General features: G+C 35.8%; 21 protein-coding genes. 3 read left to right on the plus strand and 18 right to left on the minus strand.

Annotation, left to right across the window (positions count from 1 at the left end; all coding sequences use genetic code 11):
* Positions 1-5: 5 nt before the first annotated feature.
* The 16 genes from citG to H3S73_RS00945 all read right to left on the minus strand — a co-directional run bounded on the left by citG (position 6) and on the right by H3S73_RS00945 (position 16,238).
* The gene (citG, locus tag H3S73_RS00870) at positions 6-893 is read right to left on the minus strand and encodes a triphosphoribosyl-dephospho-CoA synthase CitG (protein ID WP_198235853.1); all 888 of its coding nucleotides are present in this window, start codon (positions 891-893) and stop codon (positions 6-8) included.
* A 111-nt stretch (positions 894-1,004) separates the two neighbouring features.
* Positions 1,005-3,992 carry a DNA translocase FtsK 4TM domain-containing protein gene (locus H3S73_RS13905; protein ID WP_198235852.1) on the minus strand — a complete coding sequence of 996 codons (2,988 nt, stop codon included), beginning with the start codon at positions 3,990-3,992 and terminating at the stop codon, positions 1,005-1,007.
* A gap of 106 nt (positions 3,993-4,098) precedes the next feature.
* Entirely contained in the window at positions 4,099-4,620 is a 522-nt protein-coding gene (locus H3S73_RS00880; protein ID WP_198235851.1) for a gamma carbonic anhydrase family protein, read from the minus strand.
* A 2-nt stretch (positions 4,621-4,622) separates the two neighbouring features.
* Positions 4,623-5,867, minus strand: a complete 1,245-nt coding sequence (locus tag H3S73_RS00885; protein ID WP_198235850.1) for a Bcr/CflA family multidrug efflux MFS transporter — start codon at positions 5,865-5,867, stop codon at positions 4,623-4,625.
* A 144-nt stretch (positions 5,868-6,011) separates the two neighbouring features.
* The gene (gene rsuA / locus H3S73_RS00890) at positions 6,012-6,707 is read right to left on the minus strand and encodes a 16S rRNA pseudouridine(516) synthase RsuA (protein WP_198226865.1); all 696 of its coding nucleotides are present in this window, start codon (positions 6,705-6,707) and stop codon (positions 6,012-6,014) included.
* A gap of 20 nt (positions 6,708-6,727) precedes the next feature.
* A complete protein-coding gene (locus tag H3S73_RS00895) occupies positions 6,728-7,459 on the minus strand; it encodes a class I SAM-dependent methyltransferase (protein ID WP_198235849.1) in 732 nt (243 codons plus the stop codon).
* On the minus strand, positions 7,446-9,473 hold the full coding sequence (prlC, locus tag H3S73_RS00900) for an oligopeptidase A (RefSeq protein ID WP_198235848.1): 2,028 nt from the start codon (positions 9,471-9,473) through the stop codon (positions 7,446-7,448). Before prlC ends, H3S73_RS00895 begins: the two co-directional genes overlap by 14 nt.
* A 92-nt stretch (positions 9,474-9,565) precedes the next feature.
* The gene (locus H3S73_RS00905) at positions 9,566-9,823 is read right to left on the minus strand and encodes a BolA family protein (protein WP_065738590.1); all 258 of its coding nucleotides are present in this window, start codon (positions 9,821-9,823) and stop codon (positions 9,566-9,568) included.
* 93 nt (positions 9,824-9,916) lie between these two features.
* Positions 9,917-10,189, minus strand: coding sequence for an STAS domain-containing protein (locus H3S73_RS00910; RefSeq protein ID WP_198226868.1), 273 nt, complete (start codon positions 10,187-10,189; stop codon positions 9,917-9,919).
* 15 nt (positions 10,190-10,204) lie between these two features.
* Positions 10,205-10,837, minus strand: a complete 633-nt coding sequence (mlaC, locus tag H3S73_RS00915) for a phospholipid-binding protein MlaC (RefSeq protein ID WP_198226870.1) — start codon at positions 10,835-10,837, stop codon at positions 10,205-10,207.
* A gap of 2 nt (positions 10,838-10,839) precedes the next feature.
* Entirely contained in the window at positions 10,840-11,427 is a 588-nt protein-coding gene (gene mlaD, locus H3S73_RS00920; RefSeq protein ID WP_198226872.1) for an outer membrane lipid asymmetry maintenance protein MlaD, read from the minus strand.
* Positions 11,428-11,438: 11 nt separating this feature from the next.
* Positions 11,439-12,218 carry a lipid asymmetry maintenance ABC transporter permease subunit MlaE gene (gene mlaE / locus H3S73_RS00925; RefSeq protein WP_141677584.1) on the minus strand — a complete coding sequence of 260 codons (780 nt, stop codon included), beginning with the start codon at positions 12,216-12,218 and terminating at the stop codon, positions 11,439-11,441.
* Entirely contained in the window at positions 12,218-13,033 is an 816-nt protein-coding gene (mlaF, locus tag H3S73_RS00930) for a phospholipid ABC transporter ATP-binding protein MlaF (protein ID WP_216354667.1), read from the minus strand. The genes mlaE and mlaF overlap by 1 nt, the downstream gene beginning before the upstream one ends.
* Before the next feature lie 308 nt (positions 13,034-13,341).
* Positions 13,342-14,040 carry a methionine ABC transporter permease gene (locus H3S73_RS00935; RefSeq protein WP_198235847.1) on the minus strand — a complete coding sequence of 233 codons (699 nt, stop codon included), beginning with the start codon at positions 14,038-14,040 and terminating at the stop codon, positions 13,342-13,344.
* The gene (locus H3S73_RS00940) at positions 14,041-15,084 is read right to left on the minus strand and encodes a methionine ABC transporter ATP-binding protein (protein WP_198235846.1); all 1,044 of its coding nucleotides are present in this window, start codon (positions 15,082-15,084) and stop codon (positions 14,041-14,043) included.
* Positions 15,081-16,238 (minus strand): amidohydrolase, encoded by a 1,158-nt coding sequence (locus H3S73_RS00945; RefSeq protein WP_198235845.1) that lies wholly within the window; start codon positions 16,236-16,238, stop codon positions 15,081-15,083. Before H3S73_RS00945 ends, H3S73_RS00940 begins: the two co-directional genes overlap by 4 nt.
* A 184-nt stretch (positions 16,239-16,422) precedes the next feature.
* On the opposite strand from H3S73_RS00945, the gene H3S73_RS00950 reads away from it, so the two are divergent.
* Positions 16,423-17,271 carry a MetQ/NlpA family ABC transporter substrate-binding protein gene (locus tag H3S73_RS00950; protein WP_198235844.1) on the plus strand — a complete coding sequence of 283 codons (849 nt, stop codon included), beginning with the start codon at positions 16,423-16,425 and terminating at the stop codon, positions 17,269-17,271.
* 63 nt (positions 17,272-17,334) lie between these two features.
* Here the strand turns inward: H3S73_RS00950 and H3S73_RS00955 are convergent, their stop codons facing one another.
* Together H3S73_RS00955 and pepN are read right to left on the minus strand one after the other, a co-directional pair.
* Positions 17,335-17,670: a rhodanese-like domain-containing protein gene (locus H3S73_RS00955; protein ID WP_198235843.1), complete on the minus strand. Its 336-nt coding sequence runs from the start codon at positions 17,668-17,670 to the stop codon at positions 17,335-17,337.
* Positions 17,671-17,809: 139 nt separating this feature from the next.
* The gene (gene pepN, locus H3S73_RS00960; RefSeq protein ID WP_198235842.1) at positions 17,810-20,443 is read right to left on the minus strand and encodes an aminopeptidase N; all 2,634 of its coding nucleotides are present in this window, start codon (positions 20,441-20,443) and stop codon (positions 17,810-17,812) included.
* Positions 20,444-20,601: 158 nt separating this feature from the next.
* Here pepN and pncB point away from each other — a divergent pair, with 158 nt between their 5' ends.
* Together pncB and asnS are read left to right on the plus strand one after the other, a co-directional pair.
* Positions 20,602-21,795: a nicotinate phosphoribosyltransferase gene (gene pncB / locus H3S73_RS00965; protein WP_198235841.1), complete on the plus strand. Its 1,194-nt coding sequence runs from the start codon at positions 20,602-20,604 to the stop codon at positions 21,793-21,795.
* Positions 21,796-21,945: 150 nt separating this feature from the next.
* Positions 21,946-23,349: an asparagine--tRNA ligase gene (gene asnS, locus H3S73_RS00970; RefSeq protein WP_065738600.1), complete on the plus strand. Its 1,404-nt coding sequence runs from the start codon at positions 21,946-21,948 to the stop codon at positions 23,347-23,349.
* The last annotated feature ends 235 nt before the right edge of the window (positions 23,350-23,584 follow it).

Here is a 23,584-nt window from a genome sequence, read left to right on the forward strand (position 1 = left end):
TTCAATTAATATTGTGCTAAAAACCAAGTAATCGCAATTAAATCGGCTGTACCACCGGGACTTAGATTGCGTTTTATAAATTCTTCATCTAACTGATTTAACCGTTCAAGACCATTAGCATCAGTTATTCCACCTTGTTCAATGAGTTTTCTCGCTTCATGTTGAGCGAAATTTAATCCGTCTAAACCGCCTCTAGATACTAAATTGGTATCTTGATTATAGGCAAGTAGATGTAACATTGCTTGCAGTAAACATGTTTCTTCATTGTAGCCATTATGTTTCATTGCTCGATAGATAGGCAGTGAGATAGTGCGAACCGTTGCATAACCTGATTCAGCTTCACCTCTGGCACCGGGCAAATTGTGAAGTTTAAAAAGTTTTTCACCTATTGAATTGGTTGAATTATTTTGTTTAAGTTCATTGGTAACGATTCCTTGGCAAATAGCAGAAACTTGATCACAAATATTTTGCGTATTGATTGTTAAGTCTAGTTGTTCTAATTTGCCGATTGCACCTAGTAGCAGTCCAAAAGCAAAAATACCACCTTTGTGAGTATTGACTTGATTTGTCGCTTGGTACATTGCTTGCTCACACTCAATACCAATCGGTCTAATGCCTGCTAAAAATTGTTGGTTATCTTGCAAAGCCGATGCTTTACCATATTGATAAAAACGTTCGAACCAGACACTGATTGCTTTGATACTTTGAACAAAAGTTTGGAAATCCATATCACGATGTGCACCGCTATTATTCATATCAACCAATCCAGGTTTCGGCGATAAACAGACCTCTTTTATTAATGCTTTTGTCGCTAATTGTGCGGGTATACATTGATTATTATCACTGTTAAGTTCAAGTTCTAATAGTGCTATTTGCTGTGAATAATCACTCATTATCAATTATTACCTATAGGCAATGATGTAAAATCATTTGTTTGTGATGTAATGTTTGGATATCGCCAACTCATTGAACAAAATGGTTGGCGTACTTTTTATTTTTAAAAATCAATAATTATTGTGGGATGGTGCTGCAAGTACTTCACGATTCCCATTATGGGCAGGAGGACTAATAATGCCTTCCGCTTCCATTTGTTCAACAATTCGGGCTGCTCTATTATAACCAATACGGAATTTTCGTTGTACGCTAGATATTGATGCTCTTTGTGTTTCAACGACAAAATCCACCACTTGGTCAAATAGTGGATCGAGTTCCTCCTGAAACATATCCGAACTACCATTTTCACCGTCATCGGTCGCTACGGTCACATTTTCAATATATTTTGGTGTACCACGCGCTTTCCAATCTTGCACCACAGCGTGTACTTCTTCATCACGGACAAATGCGCCGTGAACACGAATTGGAATAGAACTATTCGGCGCTAAATAAAGCATATCACCCATACCAAGCAATGATTCCGCTCCCATCTGATCTAAAATGGTGCGCGAATCAATTTTACTTGATACAGTAAAAGCAATACGGGTAGGAATGTTAGCTTTAATTAAACCCGTAATCACATCTACCGATGGTCGCTGGGTGGCTAATACCAAGTGGATACCTGCTGCTCTTGCTTTTTGTGCTAATCTAGCGATTAACTCTTCCACCTTTTTTCCAACCGCCATAATAAGATCAGCAAATTCATCGACCATAACGACAATGTAAGGCAGTTTTTCCAGCATTGGTCTGTCTAGATCCATACTGTCAGTAGGTTTCCAAAGTGGATCTGGGATTGGTTTACCCATATTTTCTGCTTCTTTAATTTTATCATTATAGCCTGCAATATTGCGTACACCAAACGCTGACATAAGACGATAACGGCGTTCCATTTCATTGACACACCAATTAAGTGCATTAGCTGCATCTTTCATATCAGTAACAACTTGGGTTAATAGATGTGGAATACCTTCATAAATGGATAACTCAAGCATTTTTGGATCTATCATGATAAATCTTACATCTTCAGGTTTTGATTTATATAAAATACTTAAGATCATCGCATTAACACCAACCGATTTACCTGACCCCGTAGTACCTGCAACAAGTAGGTGAGGCATTTTAGCTAAATCAGCAACCACAGATTGCCCCGAAATATCTTTACCAAGAACAACGGTAAGTGGTGATTGTGCATTTCTAAATTGAGGGCTATCAAGCACATCTCTAAAATAGACTGTTTGGCGATTTTTATTGGGTAACTCAATTCCCACATAAGGTTTACCCGGAATCACTTCCACCACACGTACAGATGGCATGGATAATGAGCGAGCTAAATCACGATCTAATGTTGAGATTCGTGCCGCTTTGATACCTGGTGCAAGTTCAATTTCAAAGCGAGTAATAACAGGTCCCGGTAAATAGTCAACGACTCTCGCTTTCACTCGATAATCAGATAAACTTTTTTCTAAAAGATTGGCCGTTGCATTTAACGCTGAATGATCGATTTCTATTCGCGTAGTAGGCGGTGCCGTCAGCAAATTTAACGATGGTAAAGGGGTTGTTGGTTTTGGCAAAGGTTTATCATTACGTCTTAATAAAGGATGGATTAAGCCATCTTCTTCGCTTTCTTCTTCATTATTTTCATCGTTATCTTCATTAACTTGAACTTCATTTACTGGCTCTGCTTCAACCGTAAAAGTAGGAGATTGCGGTATTTCTTCAATCTGGTCAATCTCTTCTTCATTTAGATAGATATCATCAATAACAGGGTTCGCTTTTTTTAGCGATTCAATATCAACATCATAAGGTTGTTCTCTTTCAATGACTTTTTCTTTAAGTTCTTCATGCTCATTTTGATCATTAATTGTTGTTGAAAGATTAACTTTTGGTGGTGTTATTTCACTGATAGGCTCAAATGGTGTTAACTCAACTTCTTGGGTTTGCTCTATTTTAGGTGCTTGATAGCCTGATGTGAATAAAGGTTTGCTCGGTGCATCAGAAATTGTATATTTATTTTCTTCCAAAGCTTGCACTTCTTCAGATTTATCTGATTGCATGTCAGATGATGTTTTTCGCTCATTCATATTTTTTATGATTACTTCCATACGAGCTAAAATATCATTAGAGTCAGCCTCTTTTTTAGACTCATCACGAGTTGCTTGATTGGTTGAATTGACTTGATCTGTGGTTGTTTTTTCAAGTTCTTGTAATAATTGTTCAGCCGTTTTGATGAGTGTCTCATCATCCTTAAGGTTGTTGGATTCGACACGTTGTTCAGCTTTATCTGTATTAATATCATGCTGTATTTTTTCTTCACTTGCTATGATTGATGTTGATTGAGCGGTATCTGTATTTACCGTCTCGCTATCAAGAGGCATAGTTAATTTTGGTTCTTGTTCTTTGCCAACAACGGATAACTCTTTATCGGATTGTTGGTTGGTATTTATTATTTGGTTGGTTTTACGTGATAAAATTAACTTTGAGAATGGCGTAATGAGCCACATAACCAAAGCACCTAATTTTTCCATTAAGTAAAACCAAGATAATCCAGTTAATAAAGTGATGCAGGCAAGACTGGTAATTAATAATGCCAATGAAGTGGTTAGGGCATTCATTACCGGTAAAAGACTTTCAATTACAATTGCACCTAAATATCCTCCAGCATTGAATTGTTCTGCATCACGAATATTTAAAGCAAAGAAACCTGTGCTGCTGAAAATAAACGCTAAAATACCAATAATGCGAAATGACAAACTAAAGTAATTGATAGGAGCATTGGGGTTACGATAATAGTAGACCACCATTTGTGAGCTAAAGAATATCGAGATAAAAGGGATACTGAAAGCAATAAAACCTAGGAATTGGAATAAAATATCTGAAACATAGGCGCCAATGATACCACAATAATTACTGATTGGATTGTGCCATGCAGTACGAGACCATCCAGGATCAGATGGATTATAAGAATATAAGGATAAAAATAGACAAACCGATAATCCTATAATTGCCAGTAAAATGAATTGAGTGATTATCTGTTTTCTTGTTGTTTTTGACTTTTTCAAGTACGTACCTAAACAATTGCAACAGTTAAAATTGTTAGCATTTTATCATAAATTGCACCCTCTCACAGAGTGAATAAGCTCTAAAGCATCATTATTCTTGTTGGTATTAATCAATCAGTGATAGAGTTTTGCTAAATTTTTGTCCATTTTGAACATAATTTAGAGCATTTTGTTTATTAGCAGCAATTTCAGCTTCAGTGAGTTTGCGAATAATTTTGGCTGGTGACCCCATAATTAAACATCCTTCTTCATAAGGTAATGAATGTGTCACTAATGAATTCGCGCCAACTAAACAATTTTTAGCAATTCTCGCATTATTCAAGATAGTACTTCCCATACCGATTAAAACATTATCCTCGATGTGACAACTATGAAGAATAACGTTATGACCAATCGTTACATTTTCACCCACAATACAGGGGATATCGGTTTCAATATGCACCGTACAATTATCTTGCACATTGCTATTTTTGCCTATATAGATTGGTGCAATATCACCTCGTAAGACAGCATTAAACCAAATCGATACTCCTTGCTCTACAACTACATTACCAATAATATCAGCCGATTTGGCAATAAAACAATGTTCATGAATTTGTGGACATAAATCCCCTAATCGATAGATCATCGTTATTTCCTTTTAATATTTCTGATTTTTAAAAATAAACCGACAGCCAAAAAATTACATAAAACCATGGAGCCTGTCATTAGCCATTCAGAACTATTGTCTGAAACTGTCGTTACTGTTGTAAGATTTGAGACCAAGAATGATAGTGATATACCAACGGTTCCCGCTACTGCAAATCGAATTGTGCCAGCAAGCGAAGAGGCTGTTCCTGCGATATGCGGGTAAAAATCTAAAATAATAGCCATGCTATTTCCGCCTATGGTTGACATACAGCCAATATATCCAGCAATACAGATAACTAAATAGATGAAACCTAAATTAAATAATGTCACGATCATAAGTCCAATTGCCATGACAAATTGGATAAAAAGACCTAACTGCATCATTTTAAATGAACCTACATGTTTAACCAAACGGCTATTTAGGGTATTCATAAACACCATAACAACAATATTAAGTGCAAAGTAATAACCAAAATGTGTGGATGCAACACCATGCAGGTTCATGTAAACAAAAGGTCCCAAACTTAAAAATGAGAATAAACCTGCACCAGCAAAGGCGCCTATCATCATATAAGCTAATACTTGTCCATGACGGAACAACGTAATGAAATTACTCAAAATACGGGTAAAACTAAATTTAGATCGTTTTGCCTTTGATAATGTTTCTGGAATAAAGGTGATAACTAAAGCCAGCCCAATTAGTGCCGTTAGACTGATAGTGTAAAAATTAGCTTGCCAATTAAACCAATATAGAATAAATCCACCAATAATCGGTGCAAGGAGTGGAGCAACATTGGATATCAGCATGACAAATGACATCATTTTAGAAAATTCATCGCGATCACGATAAATATCTTTCATTAATGCATTAATTACTATTGATGTTGCAGCGGCAGCAATACCGTGAAAAAAGCGCGCGGTAATTAATTGATTGATATTCGATGCAATACCACAAATTAATGCGGCAACTATAAAAATAATTAGACCCGCAATTAAAACGTAACGCCGTCCGTAACTATCAGTAATAGGGCCAAATAAAAGTTGTCCAAAAGAAAATCCTAATAAATAACAGCTAATAGTAAGTTGTACCGTTGCATCGGCTACATTAAAATCTTGCGCAATGGTTGGCATGCTGGGTAGATACATATCTATGGATAATGGCATTAACATAGATAATAATCCAAGAATTAAAATCAGTTTTTTTTTGGAAATATTAATTCCTAACTGTAAATGTTGATCTTGCACCTAGTAAGTCCTGTATCTGTTCTAACCTGAAAGTTAATTAATGTGTTATTTAAAAAACGATAACGTTACATGCAATTTTGTAAGAGATTTTGAAATATTAATTCTTCGTTTAAATACTTAAAGTATTTAAATTTGTTAAGTATCTTAATTTTGATTAAACGAATTGATTTCATCTTGGGTAAGGGGACGGTATTCACCCTCAGGAATATCGACCTTAATATTACCTATTTGTTTACGATGTAATGCAACCACATGATTATCTACAGCCGCAAACATACGTTTAACTTGATGATATCGTCCTTCGCTAATGGTAAGCTCCGCATGGAAATCATCAATAATATTTAATTTAGCTGGTTTAGTTAGTGATTTCTCACTTTTTAATTGAATTCCATTGTTAAAAATTTCAATGAGATCTGCGGTTAATGGGCGTTCAACTGTCACAAAATAGATTTTTTCACAATGATGTTTAGGAGAAGTAATGCGATGTGACCACTTACCATCATCAGTCAATAATACCAATCCGGTTGTATCAAGATCCAATCGACCCGCGGCATGAAGTTTTTCAGGCATAGGCTCATCAATAAAATAAAGAATTGTGGGGTGATCCGGATCATCAGTTGAACACACATAACCTTGGGGCTTATTTAGCATAAAATAGCGGTTATTGGTCACAGGTGTAATCTCATAACCATCATATTCAACTATCTGTTCGGGTGACAATTGATAAGCACCTGATTTAATAATTTCACCGTCGACCGTGACTTTTTTCGCTTTTAATTCTTTATTAACAATCGTTCGACTGATGCCGAGATGATGAGCAAGAAACTTATCTAATCGCATAAATTATGAATATTCCTGTATTACTTTAAAGGGGTATAAATATCAAAACGGTGATTTTTCGTTTTAATTTCTGCTGTTGGTTTTTGGTTGGCTAAAAAAGGTGCATAACTAGGGCGTTTAACCACCACTCTTTTGTTGGCTAACTGTCTTGCTGGCTCGAGCAAACTGTCTGAATCATCATCGCTGCCCACTAATTGTTGAAATATGCGCATCTCTTTTTTGACTAGTGCACTTTTGGTTCGATGAGGAAACATAGGATCAAGATAGACCACATCTGGTTTTTGAGTGTAAGTGCATAATCCATCAATACTTGAGTGATAAATCAAACGTAAATGTCGCTGTAACCACGCACCAATATTTTCATCTAAATAAGCACGCCGTAGACCATCTTCTAGCAGTGCAGCAACAACAGGATGACGTTCAAACATAGTGACATGACAACCAATAGCGGCAAGTACAAATGCGTCGCGACCCAGTCCAGCGGTGGCATCTACAACCGTTGGTAAATACTCACCTTTGACGCCAACCGCTTTGGCAATCGCTTCACCTCGTCCTCCGCCAAATTGACGACGATGTGCCATAGCGCCAGATACAAAATTGACGCATATTGAGCCTAATTTTGGTTCGTCGTTTTTTTGTAATTCGAGTTGATTGTTTTGATTTACAAGTGTGAACGGCAGATCGGTATGCGTGGCCAACCACTGCTCAGCAAATAACTTTAGCTGAGCAGTATCTGTCTTACTTAATTCCATAGTGACGAAGCAATGCCTCAAGTTGTGGTTCACGACCACGGAAATTTTTAAATAACGTCATTGGTTCATCGCTGCCACCTTGTGACAAGATATTGTCAAGAAAAGCATTACCCGTGTTAGTATTGAAGATACCTTCTTCTTCAAATCGTGAAAATGCATCAGCCGACAATACTTCTGCCCATAAATAACTATAGTAACCAGCAGCATAACCACCTGCAAAAATATGACTGAAAGCGTGTGGGAATCGACCCCATTCAACCGTTGGAACCACAGCTACTTGTTGTCGTACTTTTTTAAGTGTTTCTAAAATATCCGGATCTTTCTGACTGTGTAACGTAAAGTCAAATAAGCCAAACTCTAATTGACGTAAAATAAATAATGCTGCTTGATAGTTTTTAGCGTCCAACATTTTATCTAGCATCTCTTTTGGTAATGGCTCACCAGTTTGATAATGTCCAGATATAAACGAAAGTGCTTCAGGCTCCCAGCACCAGTTTTCTAAAAATTGACTTGGTAATTCTACCGCATCCCAAGGCACACCATTAATACCTGCAACACCCGGTACTTCAATTTCAGTTAACATGTGGTGTAAACCATGCCCAAATTCATGAAATAGGGTAGTGACTTCGTCATGGGTAAATAATGCAGGTTTATCGCCAATAGGACGGTTAAAATTACACGTTAAATAAGCAACTGGATTTTGTGTATGACCATCCGCAAAGTGCATACGACCAATACAATCATCCATCCAAGCTCCACCACGTTTATGTTCGCGAGCATATAAATCAAGATAGAAGCTACCTTTTAATTCACCATTAGCAGTATACAGATCGTAGAATTTAACTTCAGAGTCCCAAACATCAACACCTTTGCGCTCTTTCGCGGTAATACCAAAGATTCGATGTACGACTTCAAACAAACCGCTAATCACACGTTGCTCTGGGAAATATGGTCGTAACTCTTCATCATTGATAGTGTAGAGGTGCTGTTTTTGTTTTTCGCTGTAATAAGCGATGTCCCATGGTTGTATATCACTGGCACCGAAAAATTCGTAAGCGTAACGTTTAAGTTCAGCAAGTTCTTTTTCGCCTTGTGGTTTGGCTTTAGAAGCTAGGTCGGTAAGAAATTCCATTACTTGCATGGTGGATTTTGCCATTTTGGTCGCAAGTGATTGATCTGCATAGGTCTTAAATCCTAATAATTGAGCAAGCTCATCGCGTAATGTCAAAATTTGTTGAATGATTTTAGTATTATCCCATTTGCCGGCATTTGGACCTTGATCAGATGCTCGGGTATTATAAGCTTGATAGAGTTCAAATCGTAGATCACGGTTATCACAATAGGTCATCACGGGAAGATAACTTGGGATATCTAAAGTAAGTAACCAGCCTTCTTCACCTTTAGCTTTAGCCTGTTCTTGGGCTGCGGCAAGGGCACTTTCAGGTAGACCCGATAAGGCTTTAACATCCGTAATTAATTTTGACCATCCCATAGTTGCATCTAATACATTATTGCTATAGGTTGATGATAATTCCGATAGTTTTGCAACAATTTCACCATAACGTTTCTGTTTTTCATCTGGCAGGCCAATACCTGATAATTCAAAATCACGTAGGGCATTATTAATAATTTTTTTCTGAGCTTTGGTTAGTTTGGCGTATTGTTCACTTTCTTTAAGTTGTTTATATGCCTGATATAAAGGTTTATGTTGACCAACCCAAGTGCTGAATTCAGAAAGAAGTGGTAAACATGCTTCATAAGCTTCGCGTAATTCAGGGCTATTTTTGACCGAGTTTAGATGACTAACAGGTGACCATGCACGACTAAATTTTTCGTCCACTTCATCAATTGGTTGAATTAAATTTTCCCAAGTATATTGGCTGTTTTGTTTTAATACTGTTTCGATCGTATTTCGGCTATTTTTTAATGTTTCTTGTATGGCTGGTAAAACATGTTCTGGCCTAATCTCCGAAAATAGGGGTAATGGTGCATTTGTTAATAATGGGTTAGTCATGTTGCGATACCTTATGTACATTGATATTTTCTATTAATAGAAAATAATATTGAGGCAAAAAATGTTTATTCAAGGGTTAATAAGAATCATTCTTATAATCCTATTAGTTTGCGCTCACGTTGCCATTCAGTGGGAGTATAAGTTTTTATGGATAGCGCATGGATACGATTATCATTAATAAATTCTGCTAAAGGTGCGTAAATAGCTTGTTGTTTTTTTACACGGCTAAGATCGGCAAATAATTCTCCGACAGCAATAACTTGAAAATGACTTCCATCATCGGTCATTACATGAATATCGTCAAGTTCAAGTGAATTTCTTAATTTATTTATAATTTCTTGTTTATCCATTAGTTATACTCATCATTAATATAAATTATACGTTTTAATTTTTGTAAAAAAGTTTCAGGTTATGGGGGTGTTTCAGTATAAAAATCCAATATATTAATCATCAATGACATGTTGTAAATCATATAAAGTGATTAATGTTTGTAATTGTGGATTAATATTTTTTAGTTTTACACAATATTTAATACAAAAATAGACTAAAGTCGCGAGTCCTGAAGAATCAACTCGAGTGAGCTCACCTAAATTAATGTATTTAACACCATTTAATGTAGAGCTTTGCGTTGTCCATAAATCATTTAAAGAGTGAACATCAAGTTCACCCTGTAAGTACAATACATCTTGTTGTTTATCTGTTTTGATTCGCGACATTATAAAATAGCCTTTTTATTTAGCGTTAGGATCAATATTGCGATTTGATAGATCATTTAATTGTTTGGTTAATTCATCAATACCTTTTTGGCGCAGAATAGTTGCCCATTCGTTTTGTTTAGTGGTAACCATGCTTACCCCTTCCGCAGTTAGGTCATAGGCTTTCCATTCACCTGTTACAGTATTTTTTCGCCATTGGAAATCAATACGAATAGGTTGTTGATTTTTGTCTGGCTGATTTAATAATATACGGATTGAAACAAGTGATTTATCACCTAAATCTTTTGATTTTTCAACTTGATAAGTTTGTCCATTGTACATCGAAAGTGCTTGAGCAAATGCTTGTACTAAATAGTTTTCAAATGCATTGAAATAAGCTGTACGCTGTGCATCTGTCGCTGATTTATATGCATTACCTAAGATTAATGCTCCTGCATATTTAACTTGTACGTAAGGCAGTAAATCCGTTCTTACAATATCTTTAAGTTTGTTCGGATCGGATTTAAGTGTTGAAGACTCTGCTTTCATTGTGTTAAAAATTTTGTCTGCTGCAACTTGCATATCTTGATATGGATCGTTTGCAAATGCCGTAGCACTTATCATTAAAGTAAGTACTAAGAAAAAGGTTTGTTTAAATTTGGTTAACATAGTTACTCCTTGCTGTCATTAGTATCTTGTTTTTTGTCTTTATCCGATGATCCACCCGCACTATATAAAAATTGTCCAATTAGATCTTCAATGACCACTGCTGGTTTTGTGTTATATATAATAGAACCATCTTCTAGATAAGGATGATTATCTTCTTGATTAGGACTATCCGTACTTGATGAAGATGTCGGTGCATCTAAAGCATCAATATCATTTATTGTGCCTTGATCTAATCCAAAGTTGATATCAATAAATTGTTCACCTAATAAACCTGATGTTTTAATTGAAAGTGAACTTAATTTTGGAATTTTATTATATTGAGTGTCTAAATCCATGGTTACCCACGGTTTATAATCTTCATTGTTCGTGGTTTTTAAGCTAATATCACTGACACGACCAATAACAACCCCACCAATTTTAATTGGTGAACGTACTTTTAAACCACCAATATTATCAAATTGTGCATAGACTCTATAAGAGTTATGACTAACAAAAGATGTTGGGTCAGTTACTCTAAAGCATAAAAATAGTACTGAGACAATAACCAGCACCATAAATAATCCTACTGTAATTTCTACTTTACGACTCATGTTTAATGACCTCAATTACTAAACATTAATGCGGTTAAAATAAAATCTAACCCCAAAATAACTAATGATGAATAAACAACTGTATTAGTTGTTGCCCGACTAATTCCTTCTGATGTTGGTACACAATCGTATCCATTAAAAAGTGCAATCCAAGTACTGGCAATAGCAAATGCAAAACTTTTAATAAAACAGTTACCTAAATCATGCCACCAATCAACATTACTTTGGATGGATGACCAAAAGAACCCTGAGTCAATCCCTTTCCAATCTACACCAACTAATACGCCACCTATGATTCCGACCGCAACAAAAATCGCTGTTAAAAATGGCATGCTAAAAAATCCTGCCCAGAACCGTGGAGCTATAATGCGGCGTAAAGGATCAACTGCCATCATTTCCATACTTGATAGCTGCTCGGTAGCTTTCATAAGACCGATTTCAGCTGTTAAGGCAGAGCCTGCACGGCCAGCAAACAGTAATCCAGCAACAACAGGTCCTAGCTCTCGTAACAATGCAAGTGCAACCAACATCCCTAAACTGGCTTCAGCTCCAAATGTTGTTAAAATAAAGTAGCCTTGTAGCGCTAGTACCATGCCGATAAACAGACCTGACACGATAATAATGGATAATGATTGTACACCAACAAAGTAGAATTGTTTGACCAGTAATGGGAATTGTTTTTTAAATTGTGGTTGACCAATCAATGCGCCAAATAGCATCATTCCTGAGCGCCCGATCATGGCGATCACATTAATAAACCATTGCCCCATTTTTGCGAGTAAATTCAACATTATTTTATACCTCTGCTTAGGTCCAATTTGTAATCATTAGCAGGATAATGAAAAGGTACTGGTCCATCTGCAAGTCCTTCCAAGAATTGTTTAACTCGTAAATCATCATTGTCACGTAGTTGCTCTGAAGTACCACCAGCGATAATATGCTGTTCTGCTACAATGTAGGCGTAATCGGCAATACTCAACACTTCGTTCACATCATGACTAACCACAATGCATGTTAATCCTAACGATTGATTAATTTCAGAAATAAGCTTAACAATTACGCCCATTGAAATTGGATCTTGCCCAGCAAAAGGTTCGTCAAACATGATTAAATCAGGATCAAGCGCAATTGCTCTCGCTAATGCCGCTCGTCTAGCCATCCCTCCAGATAATTCTGATGGCATCATATTTGCCGCACCGCGAAGTCCTACGGATTGTAACTTCATCAATACCAAGTTATGTAATACTGGTTCAGGTAATTTAAGATGCTCACGCAGAGGATAAGCGACATTATCAAATACAGATAGGTCAGTAAATAATGCGCCTGATTGGAATAGCATGCTCATGCGCTTGCGTACTTCATATAGTCTTGAGCGAGACATGCTTGGTATGTCTTCACCATCAAATAAAATTTGTCCTGTTTGTGGTTTTAATTGTCCACCAATCAGTCTTAATAGTGTAGTTTTACCAATTCCAGAAGGCCCCATAATAGCGGTTATCTTGCCTTTTTGAACAGTCAAACTCATATTTTTATAAATAGGTCGTGTTCCACGATAGAAAGACATATCGTGTATTTCGACCAAATTTTGCTGTAATGCATCAGTCACAATGATTTCCTACACTACCAGAATTAAAATTTCGCCTATTTTACTTGATATTTATTAATAATGAAATCTATTAAACATATTATCAATGAGTCTGTTTTTACTAATTTAAACCTGTTATAACGAATTTATTCGTGTGTTTTATACTCAAACGTATAGTTAACCTGAAACTTTTTTACATTCATTACTATTTATTAATCTGCAATAAAGTAGTATTTAAACTCAGGTAATAGAACTTAAGTAATAAAGACGTTTAATAAATATAGATAATATAGAGAGTAATTTACTCTATATATTATCGCTTAGTTAAGCTATTCATGCCGTGCCTTGCGGGCTAAGTAGTTACCCGTACTTTGTACAAATTGAATGACAATAACCAAAATAAACACACAGATGTAAGTTACCGTCGTGTCAAAACGTTGATAACCATATGAAATAGCTAAATCGCCAATACCACCTGCACCAATAGCACCCGCCATGGCGGTAGCTCCAATTAAGCCAATTGTGGCGGTTGTAAGCGTTAAAAGTAATGAGCTAAAAGCTTCTGGTAACATAAAATGCCAAATTATTTGGATTGGCGTTGCGCCCATAGCTTCTGCAGCTTCAATAATACCGCTTTTTACATCTAATAACGAGTTTTCCACTAATCGAGCTATGTAAGGAGCAACATAAAAAGTGAGTGGAACAATTGCTGCTGTAGTTCCAATTGAGCTGCCGACAATAAACTTTGTTAAAGGTAAAATTGCGACAAGTAAAATAATGAATGGCAATGAACGCACTAAATTAATGATTGGGTTGATAATGCGATAGACTCGTCTATTTTCAAGTAGACCAGATGGGCGAGTGGTTACTAAACAGATACCCAATGGAATGCCAATCAGAGAGCCCAATATTAAAGAAAAAACGACCATAATCAAGGTTTCGTAAGATGCTTGTATAAACTGATCTGAGGTGACAGTAGTGGCAAAATTTGTACTTAAATAACTAAGTATATTATTAAATATTTGCATTTAATTAATCTCCCATTGTTTTATTTTGGTAACTTGTACATCATGTTCACGTAGATAGTGCACCGCTTCGTCAATGTTACTATCCTCACCTTTTAATTGAACAAACATACTGCCTAAAACCGTTTTTTCGATTTCTGACATATGGGCAAATAAAATATTCACGATAACTTTTTGTTGTAAAATGAGTGAATTAATGACGGGCTCAGAGGCTGAACGTCCTAAAAACTCCAATTTAAATAATTTGATATTATTTTTGTCTCCTTCTATTTTTAATAGATTTTCAACTACACCACTTGGAATTTGATCGTTTATCACAGAGCTGACAAAATTTTGTGTCGTGTGATGTTTCGGGTGACCAAATACATCAAGCACATTACCATGCTCAATGATGTTACCTTTTTCCATGACGGCAACTTTGTGACAAATTCGTTCAATAACACTCATTTCATGAGTGATTAATACAACGGTTATTTTATATTTTTCATTGATTTGTTTTATTAAGTCTAAAATGGATTGAGTCGTTTGTGGATCAAGCGCTGATGTGGCTTCGTCGCACAGCAGTATATCTGGATTGTTAGCTAAAGCTCGCGCAATACCTATGCGCTGTTTTTGCCCACCCGATAGCTCTTTAGGATAGCTATTAGCTTTATCTCTTAATCCAACAAACTCCAATAGTTCATACACTTTTTGTTTAATCGTTTGTTTATCTTTTTTGATTAGGACTAATGGAATAGCAACATTTTCAAATACGGTTTTTGATTCAAGTAAATTAAAGTGCTGGAAGATCATGCCGATTTTTCGACGAACTTGACGTAACTCTTGACTAGATAGTTGATTGAGTAATTGATTTTGAATTGTGACACTGCCTTGAGTCGGTCTTTCGAGAAAGTTAATTAAACGAACAAGTGTGCTTTTTCCGGCACCACTATAACCGATAATGCCATAAATATCCCCCTTTGCTATGGTTAAATTGATATTATTTAATGCTTGGGTAGTAATGTCATTGCGCTCATATTGTTTTGATACATTTTCAAATTTAATCATAAGTTACCACCTGCTTTTTTATCTTGTGCTAATTGAATTAGTGCTTGCTTGGCAAGTTCAGATAAATAGTTAACGGCAGGCATTATCATATCTCGATTAAGCTGAAATTTAGGATGATGCACAGCGTAAGGACTTTGTGAACCAAGGTTAATAAAAGCGCCGGGAACGTGATGTAAGTAATGAGCAAAATCTTCGCCACCAAGTTGAGGTTTAAAGTCGACGATTTCATAATTTGCATGTTTAGCAACTTGTTTGGCAAATTCAACCCATTTAGCATCATTAATAATGGATGGTGGACCATCAAACCAGCGTAGCTCAGCTTTCGCACCTAAGGCAGAAGCAATATTTTCAGTAATATTTTTTAGCTGCTGTTTAACTTTAGCTCTAATTTCAGGTGTGAGCGTTCTAACCGTTCCCTCCATTTCTACCGTTTCGGGAATTACATTCCAAGTATTTCCTCCTTGAAATTTGGTAATACTAACGATAACCGCATCTAATCCGCTCACACTTCGACTTGATATTGTTTGAACTGCATTAACTATTTGAGCACCAACAACGATAGGATCAACCCCTGTTTCTGGCCTTGCTGCATGCGCACCTACACCTTTAACAGTAATTTCAATACGGTCAACATTAGCAGAAAACGGCCCAGCACATGATGCCATCTGATTTATGGTTAAATTGGGATTATTGTGTTGCCCTAAGATTGCATCAACTCCCTTTAATGCACCAATTTCAATAAAGTGTAATGCACCACTAAAATTTTCTTCAGCAGGCTGAAATAGTAGACGAATTGTTCCTTTTAAATCTTTTTCATGTGCTTTTAGTAAGTATGCTGCTCCCATTAAAATAGCAGTATGTACGTCGTGCCCACAGGCATGCATTACATTTGGATTTTTTGAACGATATTCACAAGTAGTTTGTTCTTCGATAGGCAATGCATCAATATCAGCACGTAATGCTAGCACTGGTGAGCCGGAGCCTATTTCTGCTATCACACCTGTTTTAGCGCCTAATTCCAAAATGCGTATATTGGCTTTTTGTAAATAAGATTTTAATCGTTTTGTGGTTTCAAATTCCTGATTAGAAAGTTCAGGATATTGGTGTAACTCGACAAAGAGTCGATGAATAATATCTGCGATAGTTTGACTCATAATATATCCAACGATTAATAATGATTGATACTATTAACGGTAACATAGGCATATTTATCTCTCTAATAATCGTTTTTTATATCTTATTCCAAAAAGTTATAAGATAGAATTACATGGAATAAATGAACTATTTTTTCTATGTTAGAGTGTATCTAATGTTTCTAGCTTACAAAGGGTAGCTCACATGAAAATATGTTTTATCAAACAAAAATTATTTAAATACCTATCATTAGCATTAATCGTATGTTCTGCATTTTTTATAAATGCTTGTAACGATTCATCCAAGCAAGCTAATAATCAAACCAAAAAAGAGATTAGTATGGGGGTGTCACCTGGTCCCTATAATGATCTTTTTAAAGATGCCGTTATGCCAATATTAGAATCAGAAGGATATAAGGTTAAGTTAGTTAATTTTCCTCATTTACTTGAATCAGATGTGGCTTTAAGTGAAGGTAGTATTGATTTAACGGTCGCTCAGCATACTGCTTATATGGATGTTTTTAATAGTCAGCGCAAAGCTAATTTAAAGCCAGTGGTTCATGTGCCGTCTGTACCGGCAGCCATATTTTCAAATAAGTATACCTCATTGCAGCAAGTGTTTGTGGGGGCTAAAGTCGCGATTCCACAAGATGCGTCAAATGCAGCCCGTTCTTATAACTTACTCGAAAAAGCAGGTTGGATAAAATTGAAAGAAAATGCTAATCCAATTATCGTTAGTAAAAATGATATCGCTCAAAACATTGCAGGCATTGATATTGTTGAAATGGATTCAGCTAATATACCCCGTGTTATGAACGAAGTAGATTTTGCGGTGATACCAGGAAGTATCGTTTACTCAGCTAACATTGACTCAAATAAAGCGTTACTTTTAGAAACCATTATTCCTGATTTAGAAATTATGGTTGTTGTGAACGGCGGTAATGAAAACAGTCAATGGGCTCAAGATATTAAGCGCATTTACCAATCCCAACAGTTTAAAGATTATATGAAAGAGCATAATCAAAATGGTTATTGGGTAATGCCTCAGGAATAGATCAAAATCCTCATTAGGATAAAGTATATATAGTTGCATACAGCCCATGTAGTCATGGGCTTTTTAATACCTTGTCATTTGTTCATCAATAGTGAGCGCCCAAGCGTCGATCCCACCTGTAAGGTTATATAAATACTCGGTATCAAAGCCATTTTCGACTAAATAGTTAGCTACATTTAAGCTTCTAACACCGCGGTGGCAGTAAATAACGATATCAATTTCATCAGGAATTTCATCTAAATATAATGGAATGAGATTCATTGGTATATGTGTTGATCCATTAATACTACAAATGGCAACTTCATTAGGTTCACGGACATCAAGTAAGAATAACTTTTCAGATGCCTCTATTTTTTGTGCTAGCTCAGCAGGTGTTATTTCTTTTATGGTAATTGTCATTTAAAGTCCGTTATATTATTTTTTTAAAAGGTAAAAATGTCAAAAAGTTTGAGGTTACCTATACGTTTTAGTAAAAAACCATCGAATAATAAAGTTATATCATCCTACTATAATTATGTAGGATGATATGTTTTATTGATTATGCTGCTAAAGCTTTACTAATTTTTTCATATAAATCTTTAGAGAGATTATCAAGTTTTAGTAATCTTTCAAGCGCTGTTCGCATCAGTTGTTGACGTTTTTCGCCATAACGTTTCAACCGAATCAGTGGATCGATTAATCTAGCAGCAACTTGTGGATTTTTCTGGTTCAACTCAGTCAAGATTTCAACTAAGAAATGATAACCACTGCCATCTTCAGCATTAAAAGCAACAGGGTTATTATTTACAAAAGCTCCAATTAACGCACGAATGCGATTTGGATTACTCATTGAGAATGAACGGTGAGTTAATAATTTCTTCACGGTTGATAGCACATGGGTATCTGGACTTGTTGCATTAAGGGATAACCATTTATCCATTACCAAACCATCTTGATGCCATTTATTATCAAAATCAGTTAACAATTCATTGTAACAATCAAGTTGCGCTTTAACTGCTGTAGTTAGAGCAGCTAAGCAATCCGTCATGTTATTAGCGTGATAGTATTGCTGACTTACTAATGTGTTGGCATGGGATTTATTATCTGCATAGGCTAATAAAGTTAAACAGCAGTTTTTAAGTGATCGCTTAGCAATATCTTTATGTTCAATATGATAGTCAACGACTTTATTATTAAAATAAACAGCATTTAATTCGTCGTTCAGTTCATTGGCAAAACAACTCAGTAAAAACTGACGAACTTGATAAATAGCTGTTGGATCGATAACTTTAAATAAATTGGCTAATTCGTTTTCAGACGGTAAAGTCAAAATTTGTGCAATTAAAGCTGGATCAGCTGTTTCTGATAATAATACTGCTCTAAAGGCATCTAATACTGATTCTGGCAGTGTTAATTCACGATTTTCTTGGAAATTTGCTACATTTAAGCGTACATATTTTGCTAACAACATTTGTGCGGCATCATAACGACTAAAAGCATTAGTCGCATGTTGCATCAAGAAAATAAGATCATCATCTTGATAATCATAAGTTAATTTAACAGGTGCTGAAAAATCCCGTAATAGTGAAATAATTGGTTTTTCATTAACATGGTCAAAAATAAATTGCTGTTTAGACTGAGTTAAATTTAAAACATGGTGAATAGGTTTACCTTGATATTGTAGTGTAATTACTTGACCATTATGTTGATATAATTCAATATCTAGCGGAATATGCAGTGCTTGTTTTTTCGCTTGATCTTGAGTTGCAGGAGTATGTTGCTCAACTGTTAAAGTATATTGCTGATTTTTGGAGTCATAACTATCAGTAACAGTTAATTCTGGTGTTCCTGATTGACTATACCATAATTTGAATTGAGTTAAATCGATTCCTGATGCATCTTGCATTGCTGCTACAAAATCATCACACGTTGCTGCACTACCGTCATGACGTTCAAAATAGAGCTTCATACCCGCTTGGAATTTGTCTTCGCCTAATAGCGTATGCATCATACGAATCACTTCTGCGCCTTTCTCATACACGGTTACCGTGTAAAAATTATTCATCTCAATAACTTGGTCAGGGCGAATAGGGTGTGACATCGGACTTGCATCTTCGGCAAACTGTACTGTGCGCATTAATTTAACGTCATCAATACGTTTAACGGCTCTTGAACCCATGTCAGAACTGAATTCTTGATCTCGAAACACCGTTAATCCTTCTTTTAAGCTAAGTTGGAACCAATCTCGGCAAGTGACCCGATCGCCAGTCCAATTGTGAAAATATTCGTGACCAATTACTCCCTCAATCCCCAAATAGTCGGTATCGGTTGCGGTTTCTGGTTTGGCTAATACATATTTGGAGTTAAAGATATTCAGACCTTTATTTTCCATTGCGCCCATATTGAAAAAATCAACCGCAACGATCATGAAAATATCTAAATCATATTCTAAACCAAAACGTGTTTCGTCCCAGCGCATCGAATTTTTTAAGCTCGTCATAGCCCAATGTGAACGGTCTAAATTACCTTTATCAACATAAATTTCTAAATCAACTTTACGATTAGATTGAGTGGTAAATTGATCTCTCAATATGTCAAAATCACCTGCAACTAATGCAAATAGATAGGCTGGTTTAGGGAAAGGGTCTTGCCATTGAACCCAATGACGACCGTCAGCAAGTTCACCTTGTGCAATACGGTTACCATTAGAAAGTAGATAAGGATAATGTTGTTTATTGGCAGTGATTCGAGTTGAAAAGCGAGCAAGAACATCTGGACGATCAAGATAATAGGTGATATGTCTAAATCCTTCTGCTTCGCATTGAGTGCATAGTGCTTCACCTGAAACGTATAATCCTTCCAGCGCGGTATTATCAATTGGCTTAATTTCGTTAACAATGGTAAGGGTGAATTCGCTTGGAACATTCTGAATGATTAGACCTGTTTCAGTGATTTGATAATCTTGCCAAGGTTGTTCATTAATGTTGATCGAAATGAGCTTAAGGTCTTCGCCATCTAAAATGAGATCGTTTGCTTGCTGGTTTTTTTGCACAACACGGCTACGAGCAGTGACTGTGGTTGTTTCTGGCGCCAAATCAAAATCAAGATCAATGTCTGTAATGGTAAAATCTGGGGTTTTATAATCGAGACGATATTTAGCAATGGGTTGTAATTCAGCTGTTTTGGTATTCATTTTTGTCGTAACCTTTTTAGTTGGTATTCAATCTTTATCCTATTTAGATAGTATTATAGCTGATTAAAAATAATCTTATTACATAATTAATCTATCTCTTCACTATTATTCTGCTATAATCTGAGGAATTTTCTTTATAGTAGTAATAATAGATACATATGTTACCAGCAATAATTACATCAATTTTAGATACTGATGCATATAAATTGCATATGCAACAAGCCGTTTTTCATCATTACCCAGATGCAACCGTTGTTGCACAGTTCCGTTGTCGAAGTGATGATTTATTAGGGCATTATGCTGATGAAATAATGTATCAAGTTAAATTAATGGAATCGTTATCGCTTTCGGATGATGAATTTAACTATTTATCTGGTATTCCCTTTTTTAAATCGGACTATTTAAATTGGCTTAAAGATTGGCGCTTCAATAGTGATTTACTCACCATTAAAAACGAAGATGGTGTACTTGAAATTTCGATTGAAGGTAAATGGTTAGATGTTATCTTATGGGAAGTCCCTTTGCTTGCGGTAATCAGTGAAATTGTACATAAGGATCGTTCACCACAAATCGGTGTGCCAGAAGCAATCGCTAGACTAAAAGATAAATTGGCTCTATTTAATGAAAAAACGGCTAATATGGATATGTCTGGTTTTAATTTAATGGATTTTGGTACGCGTCGGCGTTATTCGTTTGCGGTACAAGAAGCCGTTGTCAGCTATTTGAAAGATAATTTTCAAGATTTTAATAGCACTAGCAACTATTTACTTGCCTATCGTTTAGGGTTAAATCCCGTTGGCACTCAAGCTCATGAATGGTTCCAAGCGCATCAACGATTAAGTCCAATTTTGAAAGATTGTCAAAAAGATGCGCTTCGAGTTTGGTTAGACGAGTACCCTCATGATTTAGATATTGCTTTAACTGATTGTATTACCATGGATGCTTTTTTGCGTGATTTCGAACATCATTTTGCTTCTTGTTATCAAGGACTTCGCCATGATTCAGGTGATTCTATTGAATGGGGTGAAAAAGCTATAGCGCATTATCAGCAGTTAGGAATAGATCCTAAAACTAAATTACTCGTTTTTTCTGATAGTTTAAATTTTGATAAGGCTATTAAAATTTATAACCATTTTAATCATCGAGTAAAACTGTCATTCGGTATTGGTGGCTTTTTGGCGTGTGATATTCCTTCAACCGAAGCGAATACCAAAGCTTTGAATATTGTGATTAAATTAACGCAATGCAATAATCAATCAGTGGCTAAATTATCTGATAGTCCAGGTAAAACAATATCTCAAGATTTAGATTTTATTGATGAGTTAAAACGAACTTTCAATGTTAAATATTAATAATAAATTATTATTAATCTTATAAAAGTAAATCCGTATAAAAATTTTTTAATTGGGTATTGATTCCATTTTATTATGGGAAATCGTTAAAATATATCAGTATTACTTAAAATTTATTTAAACAAATTAATGTAGAGATGGATAATTAAAATGAATTCAGTTGCTCCTATTGTTGATGTGTTACAAGGCAAAATCGCCGTTGGTAGCACCATTTCCGTTCAAGGTTGGGTGAGAACTCGCCGTGATTCTAAAGCAGGTATTTCATTTCTAGCAGTTTATGATGGCTCTTGCTTTTCGCCAATTCAAGCTGTTATCGAAAATAATTTACCTAATTATGAACAAGATATTTTGCGCTTAACTGCGGGTTGTTCGGTTAAAGTCACAGGTAAAGTTGTGGAATCACCAGGACAGGGGCAAAAATATGAATTACAAGCAACACAGGTTGATGTGTATGGCTTTGTGGATGATCCTGAAACTTATCCTATGGCGGCGAAACGTCACTCAATAGAATATCTGCGTGAAGTTGCCCACTTACGTGCAAGAACCAATATTGTCGGTGCAATTACGCGTGTTCGTCATACGCTTGCTCAAGCTATTCATCAATTTTTTGATGAACGTGGCTTTTTTTGGCTTTCTACGCCAATTATTACCGCATCGGATACCGAAGGTGCAGGCGAGATGTTTCGTGTTTCAACGCTTGATATGTTGAATCTTCCAAAAAACGATAATGATAAAATTGATTACGATAAAGACTTTTTTGGTAAAGAAGCGTTTTTAACAGTATCCGGCCAATTAAATGCTGAAACTTATGCATGTGCGCTTTCAAAAGTCTATACTTTTGGTCCAACGTTTAGAGCTGAGAACTCAAATACTACGCGTCATTTAGCCGAATTCTGGATGATGGAACCTGAAGTTGCGTTTGCTGATCTTGATGACAACGCCAAGCTAGCTGAAGATATGCTGAAATATGTATTTAAGACAGTACTTGAAAAACGTGCTGATGATATGCAATTTTTTGCTCAGCATATTGATAAAGATGCGATTACTCGGCTAGAAAATTTTATAAGTGCCGATTTTGCACAAGTTGATTACACCGATGCAATTACTATTTTACAAAATTGTGATGCCAAATTTGAAAATCCAGTGAGTTGGGGTATTGATTTAGCTTCAGAACATGAACGTTATTTAGCTGAGCAACATTTTAAAGCACCAGTTGTTGTTAAAAACTATCCTAAAGATATCAAAGCATTTTATATGCGTATGAATGACGATGGTAAAACTGTGGCAGCAATGGATGTGTTAGCGCCAGGCATTGGCGAAATTATTGGCGGTTCACAACGTGAAGAACGCTTAGATATGCTAGATAAACGAATGGACGAAATGGGTCTTAAAAAAGAAGATTACTGGTGGTATCGTGATTTACGTCGTTATGGCACAGTCCCTCACTCTGGTTTTGGTCTGGGATTTGAACGCTTAATTGTTTATGTCACCGGTGTGCAAAATGTCCGAGATGTTATTCCATTCCCAAGAACTCCGCGTAACGCAAATTTCTAAACTGATTGCATTTTTATTCATCTAAACCGATATTAAGTTGGTTTAGATGAAAAAAGCATAATAGAAATTCAAAAAAAGTACAAAAAGTATCCAAACAAACCCTTTTTTAGCCTTAGACATCCTGTTTAACGAAAAGTTCACTTGATTTTAAGTAAAATTTATACATAATTTACACTACTGTGAAAATTAGATAAAAATAATAGATAAAGATATTATTTTTGGATGAATAATCATT

Source organism: Gilliamella sp. B14384G12 (assembly GCF_016101825.1).
In the GTDB taxonomy this organism is placed as follows: Bacteria; Pseudomonadota; Gammaproteobacteria; order Enterobacterales; family Orbaceae; genus Gilliamella; species Gilliamella apicola_N.

What these genes read in the sequence shown, in the direction of transcription:
- citG (WP_198235853.1), bottom strand. Translation starts at nt 893, where the DNA reads ATGAGTGATTATTCACAGCAAATAGCACTATTAGAACTTGAACTTAAC.
- H3S73_RS00880 (WP_198235851.1), bottom strand. Translation starts at nt 4,620, where the DNA reads ATGATCTATCGATTAGGGGATTTATGTCCACAAATTCATGAACATTGT.
- rsuA (WP_198226865.1), bottom strand. Translation starts at nt 6,707, where the DNA reads ATGCGATTAGATAAGTTTCTTGCTCATCATCTCGGCATCAGTCGAACG.
- H3S73_RS00895 (WP_198235849.1), bottom strand. Translation starts at nt 7,459, where the DNA reads ATGGAATTAAGTAAGACAGATACTGCTCAGCTAAAGTTATTTGCTGAG.
- prlC (WP_198235848.1), bottom strand. Translation starts at nt 9,473, where the DNA reads ATGACTAACCCATTATTAACAAATGCACCATTACCCCTATTTTCGGAG.
- H3S73_RS00905 (WP_065738590.1), bottom strand. Translation starts at nt 9,823, where the DNA reads ATGGATAAACAAGAAATTATAAATAAATTAAGAAATTCACTTGAACTT.
- H3S73_RS00910 (WP_198226868.1), bottom strand. Translation starts at nt 10,189, where the DNA reads ATGTCGCGAATCAAAACAGATAAACAACAAGATGTATTGTACTTACAG.
- mlaC (WP_198226870.1), bottom strand. Translation starts at nt 10,837, where the DNA reads ATGTTAACCAAATTTAAACAAACCTTTTTCTTAGTACTTACTTTAATG.
- mlaD (WP_198226872.1), bottom strand. Translation starts at nt 11,427, where the DNA reads ATGAGTCGTAAAGTAGAAATTACAGTAGGATTATTTATGGTGCTGGTT.
- mlaE (WP_141677584.1), bottom strand. Translation starts at nt 12,218, where the DNA reads ATGTTGAATTTACTCGCAAAAATGGGGCAATGGTTTATTAATGTGATC.
- H3S73_RS00935 (WP_198235847.1), bottom strand. Translation starts at nt 14,040, where the DNA reads ATGCAAATATTTAATAATATACTTAGTTATTTAAGTACAAATTTTGCC.
- H3S73_RS00940 (WP_198235846.1), bottom strand. Translation starts at nt 15,084, where the DNA reads ATGATTAAATTTGAAAATGTATCAAAACAATATGAGCGCAATGACATT.
- H3S73_RS00945 (WP_198235845.1), bottom strand. Translation starts at nt 16,238, where the DNA reads ATGAGTCAAACTATCGCAGATATTATTCATCGACTCTTTGTCGAGTTA.
- H3S73_RS00950 (WP_198235844.1), top strand. Translation starts at nt 16,423, where the DNA reads ATGAAAATATGTTTTATCAAACAAAAATTATTTAAATACCTATCATTA.
- H3S73_RS00955 (WP_198235843.1), bottom strand. Translation starts at nt 17,670, where the DNA reads ATGACAATTACCATAAAAGAAATAACACCTGCTGAGCTAGCACAAAAA.
- pepN (WP_198235842.1), bottom strand. Translation starts at nt 20,443, where the DNA reads ATGAATACCAAAACAGCTGAATTACAACCCATTGCTAAATATCGTCTC.
- pncB (WP_198235841.1), top strand. Translation starts at nt 20,602, where the DNA reads ATGTTACCAGCAATAATTACATCAATTTTAGATACTGATGCATATAAA.
- asnS (WP_065738600.1), top strand. Translation starts at nt 21,946, where the DNA reads ATGAATTCAGTTGCTCCTATTGTTGATGTGTTACAAGGCAAAATCGCC.